A 19191-nucleotide genomic window follows, 5' to 3' on the forward strand; every position below is an offset into this window, starting at 1 on the left:
TGGTGGCAGCTCATTCATGGCGGTGCATCGCCGACGCATGCTTGGTGTCACGCATGGTCGCATAGATCAATAGCGACGTGAAGATCACGCCCGTGAGATAATAATAGAACCAGGTCTCGTGCCCAATGCTCTTGAAGTAGAGCGCGATAGCCGGTGCGGTGCCGCCGAACAGCGAGACGGTGATCGCGTAGGGCAGGCCGACACCGAGCGCACGGACATTGGTCGGAAACAGCTCGGCCTTCACCACCGCGTTGATCGAGGTGTAGCCGGCCGTGAAGATCCAGGCGCCGCAGATCAGCAGGAAAGCTGTGAACGGCTCCTTGGTGCCCTGCAGCACGGTCAGAATCGGGATCGTCGCCAGCGTGCCGGCGACGCCGAAGAAGATCAGCAGCGGCTTGCGGCCGATGCGATCGGAGATCGCGCCATAGAGCGGCTGTAGCACGCAGGCAAACAGCAGCGAGCCGAAGATCACCATCGTGGTCTGGTCCTCGGTGAGGCCGACCGACAGCTTGACGAAAGTCTGCATGTAGGTCGTGAAGGTGTAGAATGCCGCCGTGCCACCCGCGGTCAGGCCGACCACCAGCAGCAGCTCTCTCGGATATTTGAGCAGCGTGGTGATCGATCCCGACGGACTGACCGTCTTCTTTGCTTCCACGAAGGCCTCGGTTTCATGCAGGTTCCGCCGCATGACGGCGGTGAAGATGGCGAGGCCGGCGCCGATCGCAAATGGAATGCGCCAGCCCCATGCCTTGAGCTCCTCGGTTGTCAAGAACACCTTCTGCAGGAGCAGCAGCACGATGATCGCGGTGAGCTGGCCGCCGATCAGGGTGACGTATTGGAAGCTCGAATAGAAGCCGCGATGCTTGGCGTCGGCGACCTCGGACAGGTAGGTGGCGCTGGCGCCATACTCGCCGCCGAGGCTGAGGCCCTCGATGACGCGGGCGAGCGCCAGGATGATCGGCGCGGCGATGCCGATGGTGGCATAGGTCGGCGTCACCGCAATGATCAGCGAGCCGAAGCACATGCAGAGGACCGAGACGGTCAGCGACAGCCGCCGGCCATGGTGATCGGCGAGATAGCCGAACAGCCAGCCGCCGAGCGGGCGCATCAGGAAGGTCGCGGCGAACACGACCGCGGCGTTGAGCTGCTCGACGACCGGGTCCTTCGATGGAAAGAAGGCCGGCGCGAAATACAGCGCAAACGCCGTATAGGCATAGAAATCGTACCATTCGACCAGGTTGCCGGCCGAGCCGATCAGGATCGCCTTGATGCGGCGCTCGACGTCGCTGAACGTCGTGGCTTCTTCGGCAGGCTCGATCACCTGGTCAGTCATATCCGGTCTCCGGCAAGCGTGATTTGCGGCCCTTCTACGGCAGCAGCCCCGATTGCCACAGACGATAACGGACATGGGTCCCATGTTCAGCGCATGGAACTCTGCGCGCGTGCCACAAGCAGTGTCGAGGCGGGGGCGCATCACGCTGCGGCCCATCCTTCGAGACGCCCGCCTTCGGCGGGCTCCTCAGGATGAGGGGAATGACTTAGCCCTTCGGCGCGCGCGGATCGATCGGGGTCGAGCCGGCAACGCCGAGGACGTCCTCCAGCGCCTTGGCGCCTGCGAGCAGCTTGGCGTCGGCGTGCGGTGCCGCGACCATTTGCAGTCCGACCGGAAGACCCGACGCCGTGAAGCCGCAGGGCAGCGACAGGGCTGGGCAGCAGGCCAGCGTGATCGCGTAGACGATGCCGAGCCATTGCACGTAGTTGTCGAACTTATGCCCGGCACATTCGGCGACGTAGCGGTTCTCGACCGGGAAGGGCGGTACGATGGTGGCCGGCGCCAGCAGCAGATCATAGGTCTCGAAGAACTTGACGGCGCGCGCGGTGATCGCCACGCGCTGCGCCTCGGCGCGCGCGATCTGCGCGACCGTGAGCTTCAGCCCTTCCTCGATGTTCCAGATCACTTCCGGCTTCAACAGGTCGCGCTTGGTGCGCAACAGCTCAGCCTTGCTCATCGCGAAGTCGAGCGCGCGCAGCACGTGGAAGCATTCATGCGCCTCGCTGAAATCGGGATGCGCCTCCTCGACGATCACGCCCAACTCGGCGAAGCGCTGCGCCGCCTTGCGCGTGACCGCCGCGACTTCCGGATCCACGGGCGTGATGCCAAGATCCGGAGAGTAGGCAACGCGAACCGGCCTCTTGCCGGAGCGCGCCGCGGCCAGGAACGACGTCGCAGGCGAGGGCAGCGAGATCGGATCGGCGGCGTGCTCGCCGCTCATCGCGTCGAGCAGCAGCGCGAGATCCTCGACGTTGCGGGCCATCGGGCCCTGGACGCCGAGATTGCGGTCGATGGCGACGGCCGGCGTATGGGCGACGCGGCCGAAGCTCGGGCGCAGGCCGACGATGCCGCAGAAGCTCGCGGGATTGCGCAGCGAGCCGCCCATGTCGGAGCCATGCGCCAACCAGGCCATGCCGGTGGCAAGCGCCACCGCGGCGCCGCCGGAGGAGCCGGCCGCCGAGCGGGACGTGTCCCAGGGATTGCGCGTCGCGCCGAACACCTCGTTGAAGGTGTTGGCGCCGGCGCCGAACTCCGGCGTGTTCGACTTGGCGTAGATCACGCCGCCATTGGCTTCGAGATGCTCGACCATGAGATCAGAGCGTTCCGGAATCCGGTCCTTGAAGATCGGCGAGCCCTGGGTGGTGAGCACGCCGGCGACGTCGGTGAGGTCCTTGATCGGCACGGGCAGCCCGGCCAGCACCCCGCGCTCGGCAGCCGGTTTCTGCATCAGCGCCTTGGCGTGATCGCGCGCGCGGTCGAAGCACAGCGTCGGCAGCGCATTGACCTTGCCGTCGACGGCTGCGATGCGCGCTTCCAGCGCGTCGAGGCAATCCAGCGGCGTGACCTTGCCGGACTTCAACTTGTCGACGACGGCGCAGGCGCTCTCGCGGATCAATCCCTGGTCGGCCAAAGTGCAGTTCTCCTGATTGGAAGCGTCCCGGCGCAAAGTCGTAGATCATGTTTCGGCTGAGGTGGAAAGGTCGCGGCGATCAACCCCACCCTGCGCTGATGCCGCCATCGACGGTATAGATCACGCCGGAGGTGTAGCCGGCACGGTCCGAGGCCAGGAACGCCATCAGGTCGGCGATCTCCCTGACATGCGCGGGACGGCCGAGCGGCAGGCTCTTCTGGAATTCGGTGTAGCGGCTCTCGTCGCCGAACTGATGCTTGGCGCGGGTCTTGAGCAGAGTGACGTGGCGATCGGTGCCGACCGGCCCGGGATTGATGCCGACCACACGGATGTTGTCGGCGAGGCTCTTGGAGCCGAGCGCGCGGGTGAAGGCCATCAGCGCCGCATTGCCGGCGCTGCCGCAGATGTAGTTGGCGTCGAACTTCTCGCCGGCCGCGCCGATGTCGTTGATGATGACGCCGCCACCGCGCGCCTTCATCTGCGCATAGACCAGGCGCGTCAGATTGATGAAGCCGAACACCTTCAGGTCCCAGGCATGCCGCCAGGCCGCCTCGTCGATCTTGTCGATCGCGCCGCCCGGGATGTCGCCGGCATTGTTGACGAGGATGTCGATATCGGAAGCAGCTTCGGCCAGCCGCGCGACGTCCTCGCTCTTGCGCAGGTCCACGACATGCGCGGCCGCATCGATCTGATGCTTCGATCGCAGCTGCTCGACCAGGGCCGCGAGCCGGTCGCCACTGCGCGCTGCAAGCCTGACGTGACAGCCTTCCTCGGCGAAGGCTTCGGCGGCTGCGGCACCGATCCCCTTGGACGCGCCGGTGATGAGAACGCGCTTGCCGCGCAGATGAAGGTCCATGGACGTGCTCGCTGGGATGGGTGAGGAGATAGGATTGTCTGGCGCGTCAGCCATGCGGTCAATCTTGCACCGCAGCGTTGCGCTTGGGCGTGGTTTGGTTCATTCAGGCATTCGCCATTTCAGCCGGGCGTACCGGCGTAAACGACCAAGGATCCGCTCGATGAGCAAGAAGCCCTATCGCATCGCAGTCATTCCCGGCGACGGCATCGGCAAGGAGGTCATGCCCGAGGGCATTCGCGTGATCGAGACGGCGGCCAAGAAGCACGGCGTCGCGGTGCAGTTCGATCATTTCGACTTCTCGAGCTACGACTATTACGAGAAGCACGGCCAGATGATGCCGGACGACTGGAAGGCGCAGATCGGCGGCCATGACGCGATCTATTTCGGCGCCGTCGGCTGGCCCGCCAAGATCGCAGACCATGTGTCGCTGTGGGGCTCGCTCATCAAGTTCCGCCGCGAGTTCGATCAGTACGTCAATCTGCGTCCCGTGCGGCTGATGCCCGGCGTGCCGTCGCCGCTGGCGGGTCGCAAGCCCGGCGACATCGATTTCTGGGTGGTGCGCGAGAACACCGAAGGCGAATATTCGTCGGTCGGCGGCCGCATGTTCCCGGACACCGATCGCGAGTTCGTCACCCAGCAGACGGTGATGACCCGCACCGGCGTCGACCGCATCCTGAAGTTCGCCTTCGAGCTCGCGCAATCCCGGCCGAAGAAGCACCTGACCTCGGCGACGAAGTCCAACGGCATTTCGATCACGATGCCTTACTGGGACGAGCGCGTCGAGGCGATGGCGAAGAACTATCCGGGCGTGAAGTGGGACAAGTACCACATCGACATCCTCACCGCGAACTTCGTGCTGCACCCGGACTGGTTCGACGTCGTCGTCGGCTCCAATCTGTTCGGCGACATCCTGTCCGATCTGGGACCTGCCTGCACCGGCACCATCGGCATCGCGCCGTCGGGCAACATCAATCCCGAGCGCAATTTCCCGTCGGTGTTCGAGCCGGTGCACGGCTCGGCGCCGGATATCGCAGGGCAGGGGATTGCCAACCCCATCGGCATGATCTGGTCGGGCGCGATGATGCTGGAGCATCTGGGAGAGAAGACTGCAGCGCAGTCGATCGTCGGCGCGATCGAGCGGACGCTGGCGGAGCGGACGCTGCGCACGCGGGATCTGGGCGGCAATGCGGATACGGTGGCGTGCGGCAAGGCCGTCGCGGACATGGTGGACTAGTCGCCGCTATTTGCTCGATGTCGCCCCGGCGAACGCCGGGGCCCATAACCACCGGCCGTCATTGTAGCCGCCGATATCTGCCACCGCGCGCCACAGATAAATCACGCGGTATGGGTCCCGGCGTTCGCCGGGACGACGGTGGGGGGGCGGCAGCTCGATCAACATCGTCATTGCGAGGAGCGTAGCGACGAAGCAATCCAGGGCCGTCGCGGGGACTCTGGATTGCTTCGCTTCGCTCGCAATGACGAAGGAGAGAGCCGTAGGGTGGGCAAAGGCGCGGCTCTGCTGCATCCCCGCATGAGATCGCGGTGGCGCCGTGCCCACCGTCTTGCTGCGTACGCGCTGATCGACGGTGGGCACGCTGCCGCCTAGCGGCGGCCGCTTTGCCCACCCTACGCGTCAACAACTACTTCTTCGCCACCCTGCGGCAGTGCTCCCAAGCGGCGTGGATCAGGTTCTCGCTGGCTTCCGGCGTGCGGAACGCCGAATGCGCCGACAGCGTCACGTTGGGGATGGTGGTCAGTACGTGACCGGCGGGCAGCGGCTCGGTGTTGAAGACGTCGAGGCCGGCGTGGCGGATGTGGCCGGAGCGCAGGGCGTCGATCATCGCTGCTTCGTCGACGATGGCCGCGCGGGCGGTGTTCACGAAGATCACGCCCGGCCGCATCTGCGCGATGCGGTCGCGGGACAGGAAGCCGCGGGTCTCGTCGTTGAGCAGGAGATGCAGCGAGACGACGTGGCTTTCTTTCAGCAGCGTATCGAGATCGACGAACGTCACGCCCGGATGGCTCTTCGGCGAGCGGTTCCAGGCGATCACCTTCATGCCGCTGCCCGACGCGATGCGCGCGACCTCCGCGGCGATGCCGCCGAAGCCGATCAGGCCGAGGGTCTTGCCGGTCAACTGCATGCCGTCATCGCGCAGCCAGTTGCCGGCGCGCATCTCGCGGTCCATCTGCGCGATGCCGCGGGCCGAGGCCCACATCAGCGCGATCGCTGCTTCTGCAACTGCCGTATCGCCATAGCCCTTGATCAGGTGCACGGTGATGTCGAGCTCGGCCAGCTCCTCCGGATTCATGTAGCTGCGCGCGCCGGTGCCGAGGAACACGACGTGCTTGAGGCCCTTGCATTGCCTGGCGACATCGGTCGGTAGGGCGGTGTGATCGACCACGCCGATCTCGGCGCCGTCGAGGATGGCCGGCCAGTCCTCAGGCTTGATGTCCGGATCGAGATGCACGCGCATCTCCGGATCGCCGGCTTTGCGCTGCCGCTCGAAGATCTCGGCAAGCGACTCGTTGGCGTCGATGAAAACTCCGCGCACGTGATGGTCTCCTTTCGGGATGTGCCGAGCAGTCGCGCCGACGAAGCTGTGCTCCCTCCCCCCTTGTGGGGGAGGGTTGGGGAGGGGGGAGCCCCGGGCGACACCGCCGTTGTGGACCCCCACCCCCGACCCCTCCCCGCAAGGGGGAGGGGAGCCCAGCGTGCCCGCGCTATTCAGGCTTATGATTAGTCATTGATAGTGGAGTAGATTGAAGCAGTAGATCACGACGCCACGCCCGCCAGCGACAGCACGGTGTGCAGCAGCACGTTGGCGCCGGCGGCGCAGTCGGATTGCGTGGCATCCTCGAGCTCGTTGTGGCTGATGCCATCCTTGCAGGGCACGAACACCATCGCGGCCGGCGTGATCGTGTTGAGATTGCAGGCGTCATGGCCCGCTCCCGACGTGATGCGCCGGTGCGAATAGCCGAGCGTGCCGGCAGCGCGCTCGACGGCATCGACCAGCTTGGGATCGAAGTGCGTCGGCGGCTTGCGCCAGACCTGGTCGATCGCGATCTCGACTTTGCGCTTCTTGGAAATCTCGCTCGCCGCCGCACGCAGGCTGGCATCGAGCGCGTCCAGCGTATCGGCGTCGGCGCTGCGGCAGTCGATGGTGAAGGCGATCTCGCCGGGGATCACGTTGCGCGAGGGATTGGCGATCACGGCCTCGCCGATGGTGGCGACCGCGTTCGGTCCGAGCTTGAGCGCGATCTGCTCCAGGGTGAGCGCGAACTCCGACAGCGCCAGCAGCGCGTCGCGGCGCAGCGGCATCGGCGTCGAGCCGGCATGGCTCTCGAAGCCGGTGACCTTGCCGTCGTACCAGAACACGCCCTGGCCGTGATCGACCACGCCGATGGTCTTGTTCTCGGCCTCCAGGATCGGACCCTGCTCGATGTGCAGCTCGACGAAGCCCGAGAATGTCTGCGTGCCGACCTTGGTCTCGCCGCGATAGCCGATCTCGTCCAGCGCCGCGCCCACGGTCATGCCTGCGGCATCTGTCCGCGACAAAATGTCCTCGACCGTGAAGTCGCCGACATAGGCGGCCGACGCCATCATCGCCGGCGCGAAGCGCGAGCCTTCCTCGTTGGTCCAGTTGACGATGCAGAGCGGCGCGTCGGTCTCGATGCCGGCGTCGTTGAGCGTGCGGATCACCTCCAGCGCGCCGAGCGTGCCGAGGATGCCGTCGAACTTGCCGCCCGTCGGCTGGGTGTCGAGATGCGAGCCGAGCCCGACCGGCGGCTTCGCCATGTCGCGACCCTTGCGAAGTGCGAACATCGAGCCGAGCGTGTCGACGTGCACGTCGAGCCCGGCATCCTCGCAGGCTTTGCGGAACCAGTCGCGGACCTGCTTGTCCTCCTGGCTCAAGGTCAGCCGCCGCACGCCGCCCTTCGGCGTCGCGCCAAACCTGGCGGTCTCGTGAATGCTGTCCCAGAGGCGGGCGGAATCGATCTGCAGATTGGTGACGGCGCGGCTCATGCTTGAAATCCCTGTACTCCGGCATCCTGTCCATCGCGCGCCGCGACGATGGCGTCAACCGATGCCGCCGGATGGCTGGCCGTCTGCGCCGTCCTGGCTGCGAGCTCGGCGACGCGCTCGATCGCGACCATCTCGGGCGATGACAGCCAGCTCGCCGTGAAGGTCAGCGGCGGAATCCGCAAATCCGTTTTCAACTCCTGCAGGCGTCCGCGCTCGATCTCGTTGGCGACGATCGCCGCGGGAATGACGGCGACGCCGAGGCCCTCGACGGCCATGTGGATCACGGTCGCCAGCGAGGCGCTGGCGTGCAGACGCATCGGCGGCAGATGCGGGCGATTGAAGAGCGAGCGCACATTGTCGTAGGGCTGGGTGTTGCGCGGGAAGGTAATGATTGGAAACCGTGCCATCTGCTCCGCCGTGATCAGGCCTTTGCCGAAACCCAGAGAGGGGCTGGCGAGGAAGCTGATCGGATAGTCGCACAGCACGCGGCTGCGGATGCCGGACTCGGAGGGCGCGCCGAGCGCGAAGGCGAGCTCGATCTCCTGCGCCAGCAGCCGCGCATGCAGGTTCGGCGTGACGTCGACCTCGATCTCCAGCGAGAGGTTCGGATAGCTCTCGTTGACGCTCTTGATCAGCCGCGGCAGCCAGTCGTGCACGATGGTCTCGGCGACACCGAGCCGGAGCACGCCGCGCATCGCGGAGCGGTCGCCGACCTCGGCCAGCATCTCCGCGCGCAGGCCGATCAGCTTCTCGGCATACACCAGCATCTGCCGTCCGCTCGCAGTCGGCGACGCCACGCGGTGGTCGCGGTTCAGCAGCTTGACGCCGAGCTCGCGCTCGAGCTGGGCGATCCGCTGGGAAATGGCCGGCTGAGTGGTGTTCAGGCGCTGCGCCGCGCCGCGAAAGCTGCCAAGCTTCACCACCCAGAGGAAGGTCTCGATGGAACGGAAATCCAACATCGCGCCCCGCTCGGATCAATTTGTCTTATCGATCCCGATTAAAAACGAAGATTAGACTTTATAGCATGGCTGATGTTCAGTGAGTTTGTCGAGATATTAGGCAAGTGGCACAAATGACTGTTTCTGCGGCATTGCAGCAATCAGCGGGTGGGAGTGAACTTCTCCCGAGCCATCAAGCCCGCCTGGATTATCGCACCGGCAGGGGCTGGAGCACGGCGGGGGTCGCAAACGGCTTCGTCCAGGGCAATCTGGCGATTATCCCCGAGACGTACGCTGGCGCCTTCCACCGCTTCTGCCAGCTCAATCCAAAACCGTGTCCGATCATCGGCATGTCCGAACCGGGCAATCCTTTCATTCCGGCGCTCGGCGCCGACCTCGACATCCGCACCGACGTGCCGCGCTATCGCGTCTGGCGCGATGGCGAGATGGTCGAGGAGCCGACCGATCTGCTTGCTCATTGGCGCGACGATCTCGTCACCTTCGTGCTCGGCTGCTCGTTCTCGTTCGAGGAGGCGCTGATGGCGGACGGTCTGCCGATCCGCCACATCGAGCAGGGCTGTCGCGTGCCGATGTACCGCACCAACATCGCCTGCACGCCGTCGGGGCCGTTCGCGGGGCCGATGGTGGTGTCGATGCGCCCGTTCAAGTCGGCGCAGGCGATCCGCGCCGTGCAGATCACGACGCGCTTTCCCGCGGTGCACGGCGCGCCGGTGCATCTCGGTCATCCTGAGCAGATCGGCATCGCTGATCTCAACACGCCGGACTACGGCGATCCGGTGCCCGTCGCCGCGGACGAAATCCCTGTTTTCTGGGCCTGCGGCGTCACACCGCAGGCGGTCATTGCCGCGGCCAAGCTGCCCTTCGCCATTACCCACGCGCCGGGCCTGATGCTGATCACCGATCTCAGGAACAAGGATCTCGCCGTCCTCTAATCAGCAGCTTGTGCTGCTTTTTGAGCCTTTACCACCGACGTCAACCGCTTCATCGATGCGCTTTCATCAGAGGATCTTGCCATGACCATTACGCGCCGTAACGTCCTGCTTGGAGCCACCGCTGCCGCTGCTTTCGGTCCGATCGCCGCCCGCGCCCAGACATCGGAAGTGAAGATCGGCGTCATCTATCCGTTCTCGGGCGCCAGCGCCCAGATCGGCGTCGACGCGCAGCGCGCGTTCGAGACCGCGGCCGAGATCATCAACGGCAAGTACGATTTCGACCTGCCGCTCGCCCGCACCGAAGGTCTGCCGGGTCTCGGCGGCGCCAAGATCAAGCTGGTGTTCGCCGATCATCAGGCGGATCCGCAGAAGGGCCGCGCCGAGGCCGAGCGCCTGATCACGCAGGAGAAGGTCGCAGCCGTCATCGGCTCCTATCAGAGTGCCGTCGCGGTCACCGCGAGCCAGATCTGCGAGCGCTACCAGATCCCATATCTCTCCGCCGACAACTCCTCGCCGAGCCTGCATCGCCGCGGCTTGAAATACTATTTCCGCGCCGCGCCGCATGACGAGATGTTCTCGCAGGCGATGTTCGACTTCTTCGATGCGATGAAGAAGAAGGGCACCAAGATCGAGACGCTCGCGCTGTTCCACGAGGACACCATCTTCGGCACGGATTCGAGCAACGCCCAGCTCAAGCTCGCCAACGAGCGCGGCTACAAGGTCGTCGCCGACATCAAATACCGCGCCAACTCGCCGTCGCTGTCGGCCGAGGTGCAGCAGCTCAAGGCGGCCAATGCCGACGTGCTGATGCCGTCGAGCTACACCACCGACGGCATCCTGCTGGTCAAGACCATGGCCGAGCTCGGCTACAAGCCGAATGCGATCGTGGCGCAGGACGCCGGCTTCTCGGAGAAGGCGCTGTATGACGCGGTCGGCGACAAGCTCGAAGGCGTGATCTCGCGCGGCTCGTTCTCGCTCGATCTCGCCGCCAAGCGGCCGATGGTCGGCAAGATCAACGACATGTTCAAGGCCAAGTCGGGCAAGGACTTCAACGACTACTCGTCGCGCCAGTTCATGGGCCTGATCGTGATGGCCGATGCCATCAACCGCGCCAAGTCTGTTGACGGCGAGAAGATCCGCGACGCGCTGGCCGCGACCGACATGCCGGGCGAGCAGACCATCATGCCGTGGAAGCGGGTGAAGTTCGACGAGAGCGGCCAGAACAACGACGCCGATCCGGTGCTGCTGCAATATGTCGGCGGCAAGTTCGTCACCATCTTCCCGACCCAGGCCGCGGTGGCCCAAGCCACCTGGCCGATGAAGTAGCAACCTCGAGTGTCGTCCCGGGCAAGCCGCGACGCGCGTCAGCGCGTGGCGGCGCCGACCCGGGACCCATACTCCGAGGCCGTGGTTGGACGATGATTGGTCGTCGTCGTGCCCCACAAAAACAGTCGTGGTTATGGGTCCTGGCTTTCGCCAGGACGACACCAAGTGTCACATCGAGAGTGGGGCAATATCTGTGACAGCAGAAACAATCATCCAAAGTCTCGCCAGCGGCCTCTTGATGGGCCTGCTCTACGGCCTGATCGCCGTGGGGCTGGCGCTCATCTTCGGGCTGATGGACGTCGTGAACTTCGCCCATGGCGAGTTCCTGATGATCGCGATGTACGCGACCTTCTTCCTGTTCGCGTTCTTTGCGCTCGACCCGTTGCTTGCGGCGCCGCTGGTCGCCGCCGCTCTGTTCGTGTTCGGGGCCGTGGTCTATCTGCTGATCGTCAGATTCGCGGTCCGTGCCAAGGCCAATACCGGCATGGTGCAGATCTTCTCCACCTTCGGGCTCGCGGTGCTGATGCGCGGGGTCGCGCAGTATTTCTTCACGCCGGATTATCGCAGCATTCCGCACTCCTGGCTCGGCGGCAAGACGATCTCGATCGCCGGCATCTACCTGCCGCAGCCGCAGCTGGTCGGCGCGCTGATCGCGATCGCGGCCTTCGCCGGGCTGTACTTCTTCATCCACCGCACCGATTTCGGCCGCGCGCTGGAGGCGACGCGTGAGGATGCCGGCGCCGTGGCGCTGGTCGGCATCGACAAGAACAAGGTGTTCGCGCTCGGCTGGGGCCTTGGCGCGGCGCTGGTCGGTCTTGCCGGCGCGGTCATGGCGATCTTCTTCTACGTCTTCCCGGATGTCGGCGCGTCGTTCGCGACCATCGCCTATGTGACGGTCGCGCTCGGCGGCTTCGGCAGCGTGTTTGGCGCCTTTGCCGGCGGCATCGTCGTCGGCCTGGTCGAGGCGATCACCACGCTGATCCTGCCGCCGTCACTCAAGACCGTCGGCATCTACGGCGTCTATCTCCTCGTCGTCTTCATCCGCCCGCGCGGCCTGTTCGGATCGATCTGATGGACAAGGCATTCATCCAACGCCGCCGGCGCGACCTCGTCCTCGCCGCCTTCCTCGCCGCGGTCGCGGCCGCGGTGCCACTGTTCGTCAAGGACGTCTACGTCCAGAACATCATGGTCTTGACCCTGATGTATGCGGCGCTGTCGCAGAGCTGGAACATTCTGTCCGGCTATTGCGGCCAGATCTCGCTGGGACACGCGCTGTATTTCGGGCTTGGCGCCTACACCACCGCGATCCTGTTCACCAAGTTCGGCGTGCTGCCGTGGTTCGGCATGCTCGCCGGCGGTCTGATCTCTGCCGTCATCGCCATGGCGCTCGGCTATCCCTGCTTCCGGCTCGGCGGCCATTACTTCGTCATCGCGACCATCGTGATCGCGGAGATCACGCTGCTGCTGTTTCAGAACTGGGACTGGGCGGGTGCGGCGCTCGGCATCGACATTCCGGTGCGGCGCGACTCGTGGCTGACCTTCCAGTTCACCCGCTCCAAGCTGCCGTACTTCTACTTTGCGCTGGCGCTGGCCTGCGTCGCCTGGTTCGTGACTTGGTGGCTCGAGGATTCCAAGTGGGGCTATTGGTGGCGCGCGGTGAAGGACAATCCGGTCGCGGCGGAGAGCCTCGGCGTCGACGTGTTCAACTCCAAGATGGGGGCGGCGGCCGTTTCGGCCTTCCTGGTCGCCATCGGCGGCAGCTTCTATGCGCAGTTCGTCTCCTATATCGACCCCGAGAGCGTCATGGGCTTCCAGTTCTCGTTGCTGATGGCGCTGCCTGCCGTGCTCGGAGGCATCGGCACCTTGTGGGGCCCGATGCTCGGTGCCGTCATCCTGATCCCGCTGACCGAGCTGACCCGCTCCTATATCGGCGGCTCGGGCCGCGGCGTCGACCTGATCGTCTATGGCGGCCTGATCATCGCGATCTCGCTGGCGCGGCCGCAGGGGCTAGTCAGTCTGTTCTCCCGCAAGCCGAGGCCGGCCGCCCAGCCGGCGAGAGAGGCGGTGGCGTCATGACCGCGCTGTTGGAAACCCGCAACATCACCCAGCGCTTCTCCGGCCTGACCGCGAACTCCGACGTCTCGATTTCGGTCGGGCGCGGCGAGATCGTCGGCCTGATCGGGCCGAACGGCGCCGGCAAGTCGACCTTGTTCAACCTGATTGCCGGCGCGTTCAAGCCGACTGAAGGCGCGATCATCTTCGACGGCGAGGACGTCACGGCGCTGCCGGCAGCCGAGCGCTGCCAGCGTGGCATCGGCCGCACCTTCCAGGTCGTGAAGAGCTTTGAGAGCATGACGGTGATCGAGAACGTCATCGTCGGCGCGCTGGTGCGCACCACTGTCATGCGCGAGGCGCGGCGGAAGGCGCATGACGTGCTGGCCTTCTGCGGGCTCGATACGCGTGCCGACGTGCTGGCGAGCGACCTCGTGCCGTCGGAGAAGCGGCGGCTGGAAGTGGCCCGCGCGCTCGCGACCGAGCCGAAGCTGCTGCTGCTCGACGAGGTGCTGACCGGCCTGACGCCGGTCGAGTCACAAAAGGGCGTCGAGCTCGTGCGTCGCGTGCGCGACACCGGCATCACGGTGCTGATGGTCGAGCACGTCATGGAGATCGTGATGCCGCTGGTCGACCGCGCCATCGTGCTCGATCTCGGCAAGGTGCTGATCGAAGGCAAGCCCAAGGATGTCGTCCGCGATCCCAAAGTCATTTCCGCCTATCTTGGAGACCGCCATGCTGTCGGTGCGTGACGTCACCACCGCCTATCAGGGCCTGGTCGCGATCTCGAATGTCTCGATCGACGTCAACAAGGGCGAGATCGTCTGCGTCGCCGGCGCCAATGGCGCCGGCAAGTCGACGCTTCTGAAATCGATCGCCGGCGCCGAGCGGCCGCGTGCCGGCGCCGTCACCTTCGACGGCAATCGCATCGACGGCATGGCGCAGCATCTGATCACGGCCAAGGGCATTGCCTATGTGCCGGAGAACCGGCGGCTGTTTCCGCGGCTCTCGGTACGCGACAACTTGAGGCTCGGCAGCTATCTGTATCGCGGTGAGGCCAACCGCGAGGAGCCGCTCGACTTCGTATTCACACTGTTTCCGCGGCTGTCCGAGCGGCTCGAGCAGCGCGCCGAGACCTTGTCCGGCGGCGAGCAGCAGATGCTGGCGATCGGCCGCGCTTTGATGACCCGGCCGCGGCTTCTGATGCTCGACGAGCCGTCGCAGGGCATCATGCCGAAGCTGGTCGACGAGATCTTCCAGGCCGTCAAGCGCATCCGCGATGCCGGCATGACCGTGCTGATCGTCGAGCAGCGCATGGCCGAATGCCTGGAGATCGCCGACCGCGCCTACATCCTCCAGACCGGCCGCGTCCTGATGCAGGGCACGGCGGCTGAGATCAGCGGCAACAAGGATGTGCGGAAGGCGTATTTGGGATTGTAGTCGGGTAGGGTGGGCAAAGCGGCACCGTTAGGCGCCGCGTGCCCACCGGCGGTGCCGGTGAGGGAGGTCGGTGGGCACGGCGCGCGAGACACCTTGGCAAATGAGCGACGACCGCGGCGCGCCTTTGCCCACCCTACGTTTTCATGCAGCTACACCATGCCCTTACCAGCGTCGGAGCCCTGGCGGCGCTGGCGGGCCTGCAGCACCAGGATCACGGACAGCGCGGCGAAGATCACCACGAACGACACCGCCGAGGTCAGCGTGCCCAGCGCGTAGATGTCGGGCTTCGTCACCGTCGTTGTCAGGCCCTGCAGCTCCAGCGGCAGGGTGTTGACGGAGCCGATGGCCTGGCTGGAGCGGGCGAGCTCGTCCCAGGAGAGCGTAAAGCCGAACAGGCCGATGCCGACCACGCTGGGCAGGATGATCGGCAGCACGACGTGGCGGAAGGTCTGCCAGGGCGTGGCGCCGAGGTCGCGTGCGGCTTCCTCCAGCCGGCCGTCGAAGCGGTTGAAGATCGCGAACATGATCAGGAGGCCGAACGGCAAGGTCCAGGTGAGATGCGCACCCAGGCCCGACGTGAACAGGCCCATGGCCGTGGTATAGCCGTCAGCGAGCCAGCCGAGCCCGACATTGGCGCCGTGCTTGTTGACGAAGTCGTCGATCAGGCGGAATTCGAGCGCTATGCCGAGCGAGGTGATGATCGACGGCATGATCAGGCTGGCGATGGCCGTGTAGAACAGCACCGAGGCGCCGCGGAACGGCTTGCGGAAGGCCATGCCGGCGGCGACCGACAGCACCACGGTGATCACCATCACGACGAGCCCGAGCGCCAGCGACCGCTTGAACGCCGCGCCGATATCGACGATGCCGCCGCCGGAAAACACTTTGCCGAACCAGGTCAGCGACACCCCGTTCATCGGAAAGGTGAGGCCGCCGTCAGGCCCCTGGAATGACAGGATGTAGATCGCGATCATCGGCCCGTACAGGAACAGCACATAGGCCGAAAAGAACAAGGCGAGGATGTAGAACGAGCGCGGCCGCTTGTCGCCCATGGCTCAGAGCTCCTTGCGTACGTCGACGATCCGCGTCAGCGCGGAGATGATGATGATGGTGATACCGAGCAGGATCACGGCATTGGCGGCGGCGGCCGGGAATTGCAGCGCGGAGAGGCGCGCTTCGATGATCTTGCCGGCGGAGGCAATCTGCTGGCCGCCCATCACGCCGATGGTGACGAAGTCGCCCATGACGATCGTGATCACGAAGATCGAGCCGATCACGATGCCGGGCTTCGACAGCGGAATGACGATGTTGACCAGTGTCTGCCAGCCCGACGCGCCGGCATCATAGGCGGCCTCGATCAGCCGCTTGTCGATGCGGATCATCGAATTGAAGATCGGCACCACCATGAAGAACGTGAACAGGTGCACCAGCGCCAGCACCACCGAAAATTCGGAGAACAGCAGCCATTCGATCGGCTTGTTGACGATGCCCACACCTTGCAGGCCCTGATTGACGAGGCCGTTGCGCCCCAACAGCGGGATCCAGGCGATCATCCGGATCACGTTCGATGTCCAGAACGGGATCGTGCACAACAGCGACAGCACGATCTGCCAGGTCTTGCTGCGAACGTGGAAGGCGAGGAAATAGGCGACCCAGAAGCCGATCATCAGCGTCAGGCCCCAGGTCAGCAGGCAGAGCTTCAGGGTCTTGAGATAGGTCTTCAGGATGGTGCACAGCTCGGGCAGGTTGGCGACGCAGCCCTCGAACGTGTCGGTGTAGCCGCGGAAGCTGAACGCCGGGATCATCTCATATTCGTTGTAGTCCCAGGCGCTGACGACGACGACGAGCACGAGCGGCAACAGGAAGAACAGCGCGAACACCAGCATCATCGGGCCGGCCTGCAGCCAGGCGATCGAGCGCATGGTGATCTTGCGCAAAGCGCTCTCCGCCGGCGCCACGCTGTCAGGCGAATTGTCGATCGTCACGGCCACGGATGCAACCTGTCGTCCTGTGTGCGGGGAGAGAGACAAGGAGGCCTGCCGCGCGGGAAAGCACGGCGCGGCAGGCCGGGATCGTCACATCAGGCGGCGATGAACTCATTCCATTTGCGGACCATGTAGTCGTTCTCGTCCATGACCGCGTTCCAGCACACGACGTTGCCCATGCGGTCCTCGTAGGAGCCGCCGTCGCGCACGGCGCCGGCCTTCTCCATCAGGGTGCCGTCCGGCGCCTTGATGTCGGCCTTCGCCGGCTTGCCTTCCATCCAATAGCCCCACTCGTCCTCGGTCATGTTGGCCTTGGCGGTGGAGAGCACGGCCGAGTAGTAGCCCTGGCGGTTGAGGTAGGCGCCGGCCCAGCCGGACAGGTACCAGTTGACGAACTCATAGGCCCAGTCGAGCTTCGGGCTGCCGCCCACCGCCTTGGAGACGCAGAAGCCCGAGGCCCATGAGCGGTAGCCTTCCTTGAGCGGCTGGAAGGTGCAGGGGATGCCCATCGAGCGCACCTTGGTGACCGCCGGCGACCACATCGACTGGATCACGGTCTCGCCCGAGGCCATCAGGTTGACGGACTCGTTGAAGTCCTTCCAGAACGCGCGGAACTGGCCAGCCTTCTTGGCCTCGGTCAGCACCTTCATCGTCAGGTCGATCTCGGCCTTGGTCATGTTGCCCTTGTCGGCATATTTGTACTGGCCGGTCGCCTCGACGACGAGGGCGGCATCCATGATGCCGATCGAGGGGATGTTGAGGATCGAGGCCTTGCCCTTGAATTCGGGGTTGAGCAGCTCGGCCCAGGAGTTGATCGGGCGCTTGATCAGGTCGGGGCGGATGCCGAGCGTGTCGGCATTGTACACGGTCGGGATCAAGGTGACGAACTCGGTCGGCGTCGCCGAGAACGTCTTGGAGTTCGGGCCGTCGAGATAGAGCACCTTCCACGGCGCGGTGCCCTGGCCGCCGATCTTCTTGCCGTTCGGCAGCTCGCCCTTGGTGAAGACGGGCGTGATGTTGTCGAACTCCTTGATCTTGCGCGCATCGAGCGGAAAGATGTTGCCGGACGGCACCAGCTTCTTCAGCGAGAAATATTCGGTGTCGAGCACGTCGAAGGAGTTCGGCTGGGTGATGACGCGCTTGGTCACGTCGTCGGTCGTCGCCGTGATGTATTCGATCTTGATGCCGGTGTCGGCGAGGCACTTCTTCGAGATCTCGTCGCCCTCGTTCACGGCGGTGCCGAGATAGCGCAGCACCTTGGCGTCGGCGGCGTGGACATAGGGCGCGCTGAGCAGCGTGCCCGAGCCGGCGAGACCGGCGACGCCCGCCGCGCCCTTGAGCAGCGCGCGGCGGCTGATGGATGTTGTCTTCGATCGGTCGGTCATGATCATCTCCTTGGGAAAACGAGCAAACGAAATCAGGCGACCAGCTCAGCGGCCGGTGCGGCTGCTGCTGCGGGACGGGTCGTCAGCGCATCGGCGAGCGCCGGATTCCAGGTGACGACGACGCGCTCGCCGATGCTGTGGGTCTGTGCATCGAACTGATCGTCGCTGAGCTGCGCCGAGATCTCGGGGCCACCATCGGTCGTCACCGCGACCAGCACATAGGTGCCCTGATATTCGATCTTGCTGATCGTGCCCGGCACGCCCGGACCGTCGACCGCCGCAGTCGGCGCCTTGAGCTGGATGCGGTCGACGCGTACGGCAAAGGTCTCGCCGTTCAGCGGGATCACGTTGTGACCGCCGATGAAGCGGGCGGCGAATTCGGTGCGTGGATGATTGAAGATCTCGCGCGGGCTGCCCTGCTGCTCGATGTGGCCGCCATTCATCAGCACCACGAGGTCGGACAGCGCCATGGCCTCGTCCTGGCCATGGGTGACATGGACGAAGGTGAGGCCGAGCTCGCGCTGGAGCCGCTTCAGCTCGGCGCGCATGCGCAGGCGCAGGAACGGGTCGAGCGCCGACAGCGGCTCGTCGAGCAGCAGGATCTGCGGCGAGGTGATCAGCGCGCGGGCCAGTGCCACGCGCTGCTGCTGGCCGCCGGAAAGTTGCGCCGGAAGTCGGCCTGCATAGCTCTGCATGTCCACGAGCTCGAGCAGCTCGCGTGCCTTGGCGTGGCGCTCGGGCTTGGACACGCCTTTCATCTTCAACGCAAACGCCACGTTGTCGATGACCGAGAGATGCGGAAACAGCGCGTAGGACTGGAACATCATCGCGGTGCCGCGCCCGGCGGGCGGCAGCTCGGTGACGTTCTTGGCGCCGACGATGATGTCGCCCGATGTCGCCGACTCGTGGCCGGCGACCATGCGCAGGGTGGAGGTCTTGCCGCAGCCGGACGGACCGAGCAGGCAGCAATAGGAGCCGGCGGGAATCCGCAGATCGATCGCGTCGACGGCGGTGACGTGACCGTACATCTTCGTCACCCTCACCAGTTCCAAGCTCGCGCCCGCCGCCATCCGCCCTCCGTCGTCCTGTCGCGTGTCGGTCATGATCGCGGCTCGCTCCATCGGGCGGCTGCGATCCGACCCGTCTGATGTCTGCAACGGATATGCCAAGGGTCGCCGTGGGGGCGGGGCAGTGCGTGAAGATTGCGCGTTGGGTGAGATGCGTATGCAACGCTCGAAAGGGCATTCCCCGGTCCCGGCGGCAGCCCGC

Annotated in this window: 18 protein-coding genes; 7 read left to right on the top strand and 11 right to left on the bottom strand. The window is 65.2% G+C overall.

Going from position 1 to position 19191, the window contains the following annotated elements; translation table 11 throughout:
- Positions 1 to 10: 10 nt before the first annotated feature.
- The 3 genes from QX051_RS13340 to QX051_RS13350 all read right to left on the bottom strand — a co-directional run bounded on the left by QX051_RS13340 (position 11) and on the right by QX051_RS13350 (position 3819).
- A complete protein-coding gene (locus QX051_RS13340; protein ID WP_315737218.1) occupies positions 11 to 1333 on the bottom strand; it encodes an MFS transporter in 1323 nt (440 codons plus the stop codon).
- A 205-nt stretch (positions 1334 to 1538) separates the two neighbouring features.
- Complete coding sequence (locus QX051_RS13345; RefSeq protein ID WP_315776433.1) at positions 1539 to 2963, bottom strand: amidase; 1425 nt, start codon at positions 2961 to 2963, stop codon at positions 1539 to 1541.
- Positions 2964 to 3042: 79 nt separating this feature from the next.
- A complete protein-coding gene (locus QX051_RS13350; protein WP_315776434.1) occupies positions 3043 to 3819 on the bottom strand; it encodes an SDR family oxidoreductase in 777 nt (258 codons plus the stop codon).
- Positions 3820 to 3979: 160 nt separating this feature from the next.
- Between QX051_RS13350 and QX051_RS13355 the strand changes: the two genes are divergently transcribed.
- Positions 3980 to 5053, top strand: coding sequence for a tartrate dehydrogenase (locus QX051_RS13355; RefSeq protein ID WP_315776435.1), 1074 nt, complete (start codon positions 3980 to 3982; stop codon positions 5051 to 5053).
- 6 nt (positions 5054 to 5059) lie between these two features.
- Here the strand turns inward: QX051_RS13355 and QX051_RS13360 are convergent, their stop codons facing one another.
- The 4 genes from QX051_RS13360 to QX051_RS13375 form a co-directional block, all read right to left on the bottom strand.
- Positions 5060 to 5413 (bottom strand): hypothetical protein, encoded by a 354-nt coding sequence (locus QX051_RS13360; protein ID WP_315776436.1) that lies wholly within the window; start codon positions 5411 to 5413, stop codon positions 5060 to 5062.
- Between the two features lie 46 nt (positions 5414 to 5459).
- The gene (locus QX051_RS13365) at positions 5460 to 6371 is read right to left on the bottom strand and encodes an NAD(P)-dependent oxidoreductase (RefSeq protein ID WP_315776437.1); all 912 of its coding nucleotides are present in this window, start codon (positions 6369 to 6371) and stop codon (positions 5460 to 5462) included.
- A gap of 221 nt (positions 6372 to 6592) precedes the next feature.
- Positions 6593 to 7843: a Zn-dependent hydrolase gene (locus QX051_RS13370; RefSeq protein WP_315776438.1), complete on the bottom strand. Its 1251-nt coding sequence runs from the start codon at positions 7841 to 7843 to the stop codon at positions 6593 to 6595.
- Positions 7840 to 8802, bottom strand: a complete 963-nt coding sequence (locus QX051_RS13375; protein ID WP_315776439.1) for a LysR family transcriptional regulator — start codon at positions 8800 to 8802, stop codon at positions 7840 to 7842. Before QX051_RS13375 ends, QX051_RS13370 begins: the two co-directional genes overlap by 4 nt.
- 113 nt (positions 8803 to 8915) lie before the next feature.
- On the opposite strand from QX051_RS13375, the gene QX051_RS13380 reads away from it, so the two are divergent.
- The 6 genes from QX051_RS13380 (at position 8916) to QX051_RS13405 (ending at position 14552) form a co-directional block, all read left to right on the top strand.
- Positions 8916 to 9734 (top strand): putative hydro-lyase, encoded by an 819-nt coding sequence (locus QX051_RS13380; RefSeq protein WP_315776440.1) that lies wholly within the window; start codon positions 8916 to 8918, stop codon positions 9732 to 9734.
- 81 nt (positions 9735 to 9815) lie between these two features.
- On the top strand, positions 9816 to 11060 hold the full coding sequence (locus QX051_RS13385; protein WP_315776441.1) for an ABC transporter substrate-binding protein: 1245 nt from the start codon (positions 9816 to 9818) through the stop codon (positions 11058 to 11060).
- Positions 11061 to 11253: 193 nt separating this feature from the next.
- Positions 11254 to 12132, top strand: coding sequence for a branched-chain amino acid ABC transporter permease (locus QX051_RS13390; RefSeq protein WP_315737227.1), 879 nt, complete (start codon positions 11254 to 11256; stop codon positions 12130 to 12132).
- Complete coding sequence (locus QX051_RS13395) at positions 12132 to 13136, top strand: branched-chain amino acid ABC transporter permease (RefSeq protein ID WP_315776442.1); 1005 nt, start codon at positions 12132 to 12134, stop codon at positions 13134 to 13136. Before QX051_RS13390 ends, QX051_RS13395 begins: the two co-directional genes overlap by 1 nt.
- On the top strand, positions 13133 to 13864 hold the full coding sequence (locus QX051_RS13400) for an ABC transporter ATP-binding protein (protein WP_315776443.1): 732 nt from the start codon (positions 13133 to 13135) through the stop codon (positions 13862 to 13864). Before QX051_RS13395 ends, QX051_RS13400 begins: the two co-directional genes overlap by 4 nt.
- Positions 13848 to 14552, top strand: coding sequence for an ABC transporter ATP-binding protein (locus QX051_RS13405; RefSeq protein ID WP_315776444.1), 705 nt, complete (start codon positions 13848 to 13850; stop codon positions 14550 to 14552). Before QX051_RS13400 ends, QX051_RS13405 begins: the two co-directional genes overlap by 17 nt.
- A 149-nt stretch (positions 14553 to 14701) precedes the next feature.
- On the opposite strand, the gene QX051_RS13410 is transcribed toward QX051_RS13405, so the two are convergent.
- The 4 genes from QX051_RS13410 to QX051_RS13425 form a co-directional block, all read right to left on the bottom strand.
- Positions 14702 to 15604: an ABC transporter permease gene (locus QX051_RS13410; protein ID WP_315737232.1), complete on the bottom strand. Its 903-nt coding sequence runs from the start codon at positions 15602 to 15604 to the stop codon at positions 14702 to 14704.
- A 3-nt stretch (positions 15605 to 15607) separates the two neighbouring features.
- The gene (locus QX051_RS13415; protein ID WP_315757781.1) at positions 15608 to 16543 is read right to left on the bottom strand and encodes an ABC transporter permease; all 936 of its coding nucleotides are present in this window, start codon (positions 16541 to 16543) and stop codon (positions 15608 to 15610) included.
- Positions 16544 to 16632: 89 nt separating this feature from the next.
- Positions 16633 to 17922 (bottom strand): PotD/PotF family extracellular solute-binding protein, encoded by a 1290-nt coding sequence (locus QX051_RS13420; RefSeq protein WP_315776445.1) that lies wholly within the window; start codon positions 17920 to 17922, stop codon positions 16633 to 16635.
- A gap of 32 nt (positions 17923 to 17954) precedes the next feature.
- Positions 17955 to 18992: an ABC transporter ATP-binding protein gene (locus QX051_RS13425; RefSeq protein WP_315776548.1), complete on the bottom strand. Its 1038-nt coding sequence runs from the start codon at positions 18990 to 18992 to the stop codon at positions 17955 to 17957.
- Between the last annotated feature and the right edge of the window lie 199 nt (positions 18993 to 19191).

It is taken from the genome of Bradyrhizobium sp. SZCCHNR1053 (assembly GCF_032381235.1).
Lineage (GTDB): Bacteria > Pseudomonadota > Alphaproteobacteria > Rhizobiales > Xanthobacteraceae > Bradyrhizobium.

Bases quoted from the DNA above. Each gene is read 5' to 3' on its own strand.
- QX051_RS13355 (WP_315776435.1), top strand. From the start codon at position 3,980: ATGAGCAAGAAGCCCTATCGCATCGCAGTCATTCCCGGCGACGGCATC.
- QX051_RS13420 (WP_315776445.1), bottom strand. From the start codon at position 17,922: ATGACCGACCGATCGAAGACAACATCCATCAGCCGCCGCGCGCTGCTC.
- QX051_RS13410 (WP_315737232.1), bottom strand. From the start codon at position 15,604: ATGGGCGACAAGCGGCCGCGCTCGTTCTACATCCTCGCCTTGTTCTTT.
- QX051_RS13340 (WP_315737218.1), bottom strand. From the start codon at position 1,333: ATGACTGACCAGGTGATCGAGCCTGCCGAAGAAGCCACGACGTTCAGC.
- QX051_RS13375 (WP_315776439.1), bottom strand. From the start codon at position 8,802: ATGTTGGATTTCCGTTCCATCGAGACCTTCCTCTGGGTGGTGAAGCTT.
- QX051_RS13380 (WP_315776440.1), top strand. From the start codon at position 8,916: ATGACTGTTTCTGCGGCATTGCAGCAATCAGCGGGTGGGAGTGAACTT.
- QX051_RS13395 (WP_315776442.1), top strand. From the start codon at position 12,132: ATGGACAAGGCATTCATCCAACGCCGCCGGCGCGACCTCGTCCTCGCC.
- QX051_RS13385 (WP_315776441.1), top strand. From the start codon at position 9,816: ATGACCATTACGCGCCGTAACGTCCTGCTTGGAGCCACCGCTGCCGCT.
- QX051_RS13400 (WP_315776443.1), top strand. From the start codon at position 13,133: ATGACCGCGCTGTTGGAAACCCGCAACATCACCCAGCGCTTCTCCGGC.
- QX051_RS13350 (WP_315776434.1), bottom strand. From the start codon at position 3,819: ATGGACCTTCATCTGCGCGGCAAGCGCGTTCTCATCACCGGCGCGTCC.
- QX051_RS13370 (WP_315776438.1), bottom strand. From the start codon at position 7,843: ATGAGCCGCGCCGTCACCAATCTGCAGATCGATTCCGCCCGCCTCTGG.
- QX051_RS13425 (WP_315776548.1), bottom strand. From the start codon at position 18,992: ATGGCGGCGGGCGCGAGCTTGGAACTGGTGAGGGTGACGAAGATGTAC.
- QX051_RS13405 (WP_315776444.1), top strand. From the start codon at position 13,848: ATGCTGTCGGTGCGTGACGTCACCACCGCCTATCAGGGCCTGGTCGCG.